A 5,756-nucleotide genomic window follows, 5' to 3' on the forward strand; every position below is an offset into this window, starting at 1 on the left:
GGTGGCTTATCGGTGGTTTGCCAAAGCGCCGAGGAAGCAAGCCGTGTTTTGGGACAACTAAAAGCAGTGGCGCGCCGAATTTACTCTAACCCACCTTCGCACGGTGGTCAGGCCATCGCGACCGTTTTAGCCGATCCTGATTTGTTTGCTGAGTGGAAAAACGAGGTCGAGGCGATGCGCATGCGTATTGCTGACATGCGACAAAAAGTCTACGATCGCTTACAGAAGGCAGCGCCAGAATACGATAGCAGCTACTTTATTAAGCAGCGCGGTATGTTCTGCTATACCGGCTTAACCTTGCAGCAGCTCGAAACCTTACGCCAAAAATATGGGGTTTACATTATCGATTCGGGACGCATCAGCATGCCTGGGCTCAATGATGATAATGTGGATTATTTTGTGCAGTCTTTAGTTGCTGTGCTTTCTGATCCTGAGTTGCAGTAGGGGGGATTATGTCCTTAGTTACTGATGTCACTGTTGGCTTGGAACAGGTAGAGGTATTAGTTGATGCCGACCTGATTCAACCTTATCTGCAAGATGCCAGTGGTCAAAGTGCGCAAACCGTTGTGTCACAGGTATTTAGGCCTAAAAACACTCAGGAGCTCGCAGCTGTCGTTAAGTCATGTCATGCGCAGGGTAAAAAAATCTGCGTGCAAGGCGGCTTAACAGGGCTGGCGGGTGGGGCCGTGCCCTCTGCCGATGAGGTGGTCATTAACCTCAGTCGTATGAATCAAGTGATTGATTTTGATACGGTAGGGGGCACGATCCGTGTGCAGCCTGGCATGGTGCTACAGCAGCTTAGTGAATATGTAGAACAACAAGGCTGGTACTTTCCGATGGATATGGGCTCCAGAGGCTCCTGTCATATAGGCGGTAATGTGGCAACCAATGCGGGCGGTAATCGGGTGCTGCGTTATGGCACCATGCGCGAGTTGGTGTTGGGCTTAGAGGTGGTTTTGGCCGACGGAACCATTATGCCTATGTTGAATTATGGGCTTAAAAATAATACCGGCGTAGATCTCAAGCACTTGTTTATTGGCAGCGAAGGCACCTTAGGCATTATTAGTCAAGTGGTGCTGCGTCTCTTTCCTTTGCCAGAACGACGCTATAGCGCCTTGGTCGCGCTAACGGGCTTCGAACAAGTGGTCGAACTTTTACGCCGTGCGCGCGGTCAATTGGCCGAACTTTCTTCTTTTGAGTTGATGTGGAAAAGCTATTTACAAGCCGCGGCGGATCAATTAAAAACGCAAGCGCCTTTTGATGCTGAGTATCCAGTCTATGTGTTGCTCGAAATGGAAGGTAAAGACGACCCGGAAACTGAAGCCTTATTAACCCAGTTTCTAGAGCAAAGTTTAGAGGATGAGTTGGCTGTAGATGTGATTTTGCCTCATAGCCAAGATCAGGCTAAGCAGCTCTGGGATTTGCGTGATGCGATAGGTGAAATTTTGCCTACCATGAAACCCTACTTGGCTTTTGATGTGGGCATTCCTATTGCGCAGGCCAATGCTTTTGTGCAAAAAATGGAGCAAAGCTTATCGCAACGCTATCCAGGATCTAAGCAGCTTTTCTTTGGGCACTTAGGGGATGGTAATTTGCATTTGTCTACCGGGCCGCACGAGGCTTCGACCTTAGAGGAGGTCGAGCATGTGGTGTATCAAGCGGTGGCAGAGTTAGGTGGAAGCATTTCCGCAGAGCATGGCATAGGACGAATTAAAAAACCTTTTTTGCATTACAGCCGCAATGAAATAGAGCGCAAACAAATGCAAGCACTTCGTCAACTATTTGATCCAAATGATTTATTAAATTCGGGTCGAGTTATCGATAATAATTAACCACATTTTTATTATTACCTTTTTTCTGATTAATAAAATAATTAGTAGAAAGGGTGTTTTTTTGATTTTTTAAAGTTTAGTTTTTCTAATCAATAATGAAATTTAGCTAAATTAATTTAAGCTTATGATGGTTTAAAGTTAAATTAGTTCATGATGAGAAAGTTGGCGCTCAACCAGTCGGCGGCGCATTTTCTAAAGGAGTAGGATGATGTTTTTACGTAATGCCTGGTATGTGGGCGCACTGAGCAAGGACATTGATCGAAGCCTGTTTGCCACACGTATGCTCAAGGAAGATATCGTGTTGTATCGCAAAGAGGACGGCAGTGTGGCGGCCTTGGAAGACTCCTGTCCTCACCGCCGTCTTCCTTTATCTAAAGGTCGCTTATTAGGCGATCAGGTTGAGTGTGGTTATCACGGTCTTACCTTTGACTGCAGTGGTGCTTGTACCGTGGCCCCTGGGTTGAAACAGATTCCTAAGAGTGCGGTGGTACGTAGCTATCCTTGTGTAGAGCGCTATGGCATGGTGTGGGTCTGGATGGGAGATCCCGAGTTAGCGGATGAGTCCTCCTTGATTCAGATCGACGAGTGGGATAATCCCGAGTGGGGCGTGAACAGTGGCGATGCCATGGAGCTGGAGTGTAACTACCTATATGTGACAGATAACCTCTTAGATCCGTCCCATGTGTCTTGGGTACACCAGACCTCGTTTGGTAATAGCGATATCATCGGCCTGCCATTAAAAGTGGACGTAAAGGACGATGGTGTAACGGTGTCTCGTTGGTCAACTAACGTAGAGGTAGCTCCTTTCTACAAGCAGTTCGTGAAGTTCGACGGCAAGTGTGATCGTAAACAGCACTACGAGGTTCGTTTCCCTTCTTTGGCAGTGATTAAGGCGATCTTTTTGCCAGCTGGAAGCCAAACAGAAAATCCAAGTGAATACCACAAAGATGTTTTCTTAATGGATTCCTATAATTTGTTGACACCAATTGATGAAAATCGCACACGCTATTTTTGGTTCCAGTTAAGAAACTTTAGTCCGGATGATCAAAAAGTTTCCGAAGTTTTTAACCATGATGTGCGTTTTGCCTTTATGGAAGACAAAGCCATTTTGGAAGAAGTCCACGCTAACCTAAAAGAAAAACCAGCTGCTTTGGACTTGCCACTTGACTCGGGTCCTATGCGCTTCCGCCGTAGAATGGCGCAGCTCATTGAAGCGGAACAGACAGAGAAAACGGCGGAAACAGCCTAAATGAGGTAAAGAGTATGATTGAGAGCCCCAGCACCACTTCAGCACGTCAATCCAGACAGTTCAGGGACTACCGTGTAGTGGCTAAACAAAATGAAAGCCAGGTGATTACGTCATTTGTCTTAGAGCCGATGGATGGTGAACCCATACTGTCCTATAAGCCAGGACAGTACTTGGTTTTTAAATTTGTGGTGGATGGCCAGTCCATCTTGCGCAACTACAGTGTTTCTGGAGATCCCGATGCTCTGAATCAGTTACGTATCTCAGTCAAGCACGAAATCGCACCGGCAGGGTTAAGTGTTCCAGACGGTTTGGGATCAAGTCACCTGCATACTCAAATTCAGGTGGGCGATGTGGTGCAGGCGGCGGGTCCTCTGGGTGATTTTTACTTAGATGAAAGCTCTGAGCGTCCCGTGGTGTTGCTCAGCGGAGGGGTGGGATTGACGCCCATGCTCTCCATGCTGCACCGCCTAGTCAATAAAACCTCGCGTCAGGTGCATTTTATCCATGCTTGTGAAAACGGGGACATGCATGCTTTTGGACCAGAGGTTCTAGAGCTCGCCAGTCGTCGTCCTGGGGTTAAGGCGCTGTTTTGGTACAGAGCGGCGTTAGCGCATGACAAACAACGCCCCTGGCCTTATACCGACGGTATATTGACCAAAGAGCAGCTGCAACAACATTTGCCGCTGGATGATTATGAGTTTTATCTTTGTGGCCCCAGTGGCTTTATGCAAGCCAATTATGGGCTCTTACGCCAGCTAGGTGTTGTTGCCGATCGTATACATTATGAGTTCTTCGGACCCGCTACCGTCTTAGAGCAAACCATTGCGGCTGAGGTGAGTGCACCCGCTGTAACACTTACAGAAGAACCCGTCATAACAGCTGCTGCGGAGCAACCCGCTCAGGAAATGAACGCTAAGGACGCAGGCTCTGGGATTACTTTTTTACCCGATGGACGTCAGGCGCAATGGCAAGAAGGATGTGAATCCCTACTTGTTGCCGCAGAGGAGGCAGGGCTGAGCCCAGACTTCAATTGCCGATCTGGTCTATGCAATAGTTGTATGTGTACGTTGGTTTCAGGTGAGGTGGATTACTTTGAAGAACCATTGGATGAAGTCCCTGAAGGCAAAGTTTTATTGTGTTGTGCCAGACCTAAGGGTGCGGTGGTAATAGAATTAAATTAATAAGACGATGATAGTCGTCGCAAAAAAGCCGAGGGACAGCTCTCCATCGGCTTTTTTTATTATGACGTGTAGGCTAACGCTGCTTTTTTAGCGTTTTTTATGGTGACGTGCTGCTCTCACTACACGGCGTGTGCCTCGTTTTTTTATTTCGACGTGCTCCTTTCACCACGTTAAAGTTGGCGGACTCCGCTTTGCGCTTAGGTCAGGCCGGCAAATTTATAACGATCACCTGGGTGCCACATGCGAGCAAAAGACGTGAAGTTCCCACCGGAGTAGGTTGTACGATTCAGTACCAAACAAGGGTCTTGGGGCCTCATGCTCAATGCCGCGGCAATGGCCTCTGTGGGCATTTGTACCTCAATGGTATAGAAACCTTTAGGTAAGGGAGCCACACGCGTGAGGTATTCGTTAGGGGTAATGATTTCCCAGTTTTGATCGAGGTAATCGGGAGCCCGAGTGGCGTCTGCAAAGCGATCCTCGTATTGGATGGGAATATCATTTTCCAGGTGCACAATAATGGACCTAAATAAAGGGGTGCCAGTGCGGATTTCATAGGCTTTGGCCTGCTTTGCGGTCGCTTTAAGGCGCTCCACACTCAATACTTTGCTGCTGTGGATGTGCCCACGTTCGCGTATGTCTTGAGCAATACTGCGAATCTCGATCAAGGTCGATTGGTATTTGGGTTGGGCCACATAGGTGCCGGACCCTTTGATTCGTACTAATAAACCATCGTTACTTAATTCACGCAGAGCACGGTTGACCGTCATGCGTGAGACCGAGAATTGGTCGCATAAAGCTAATTCGGTCGGAATTAGATGACCTTCTTGCCACTCGCCACTTTGGATTTTATCCAACACAAAAGACTTTATTTGCAAGTAGGCTGGCTGTGACTCTGGAGCGGTAGTAGGGGATGTGATGGCATTCATAGCTCTCTTATTTTCCTTTTTAAGGTATGGCCCATGTCAGGGCTTTCCATAATATGTATAGACAATTTGTATAAATGCCTATACATTAACCATGAGCTTACAAGAAATTTGTATGTTTGTCGGTGATTTGGTGCGAATCGCCCATACCGATGTGCTTTTTTAACCTTAAGCCTTATAAGAAATACCGAGATGGAGGAGATCGCCATGCTGAAACAGAACGATAGTGCATCCAGTCAGGATCCTCGTTTTGATGAGAGTCGTGTTATTCATGCCCCAACAGGTTCAGAGCTAAGTTGTAAAAACTGGATTAGCGAAGCTGCCTATCGCATGATTCAAAATAACTTGGATCCGAATGTTGCCGAGAATCCAAAGCATTTAGTGGTGTATGGCGGGATTGGGCGTGCGGCTCGTAATTGGGAGTGTTATGACCAAATTCTTGAGTCTCTGCGTGAGCTCGAAGAGGATGAAACGCTACTGATTCAGTCTGGAAAACCCGTTGGTGTTTTCCGTACGCATGCCGATGCACCGCGCGTGTTGTTAGCGAACTCTAATCTAGTGCCTAAATGGG

5 protein-coding genes and 1 pseudogene are annotated in these 5,756 nt (G+C 47.4%); 5 read left to right on the plus strand and 1 reads right to left on the minus strand.

Features of this window, described 5'->3' with window-relative positions; all coding sequences use genetic code 11:
• The 4 genes from Q1V74_RS06770 to Q1V74_RS06785 all read left to right on the plus strand — a co-directional run.
• Positions 1-444 (plus strand): aminotransferase class I/II-fold pyridoxal phosphate-dependent enzyme (locus Q1V74_RS06770; protein WP_300647619.1); only part of this gene is annotated, 444 nt, incomplete at its 5' end.
• Positions 445-452: 8 nt separating this feature from the next.
• Positions 453-1,832: an FAD-binding oxidoreductase gene (locus tag Q1V74_RS06775; protein WP_300647620.1), complete on the plus strand. Its 1,380-nt coding sequence runs from the start codon at positions 453-455 to the stop codon at positions 1,830-1,832.
• Positions 1,833-2,037: 205 nt separating this feature from the next.
• The gene (locus Q1V74_RS06780) at positions 2,038-3,081 is read left to right on the plus strand and encodes an aromatic ring-hydroxylating dioxygenase subunit alpha (protein WP_300647621.1); all 1,044 of its coding nucleotides are present in this window, start codon (positions 2,038-2,040) and stop codon (positions 3,079-3,081) included.
• A gap of 14 nt (positions 3,082-3,095) precedes the next feature.
• A complete protein-coding gene (locus Q1V74_RS06785) occupies positions 3,096-4,262 on the plus strand; it encodes an FAD-binding oxidoreductase (RefSeq protein WP_300647622.1) in 1,167 nt (388 codons plus the stop codon).
• A 197-nt stretch (positions 4,263-4,459) separates the two neighbouring features.
• Here the strand turns inward: Q1V74_RS06785 and hutC are convergent, their stop codons facing one another.
• Complete coding sequence (gene hutC / locus Q1V74_RS06790) at positions 4,460-5,188, minus strand: histidine utilization repressor (protein WP_300647623.1); 729 nt, start codon at positions 5,186-5,188, stop codon at positions 4,460-4,462.
• 189 nt (positions 5,189-5,377) lie between these two features.
• On the opposite strand from hutC, the pseudogene Q1V74_RS06795 reads away from it, so the two are divergent.
• Positions 5,378-5,756, plus strand: a pseudogene (locus tag Q1V74_RS06795) (urocanate hydratase); the annotation flags it as partial.

Source organism: Paenalcaligenes sp. (assembly GCF_030152715.1).
Taxonomy (GTDB): domain Bacteria; phylum Pseudomonadota; class Gammaproteobacteria; order Burkholderiales; family Burkholderiaceae_B; genus Paenalcaligenes; species Paenalcaligenes hermetiae.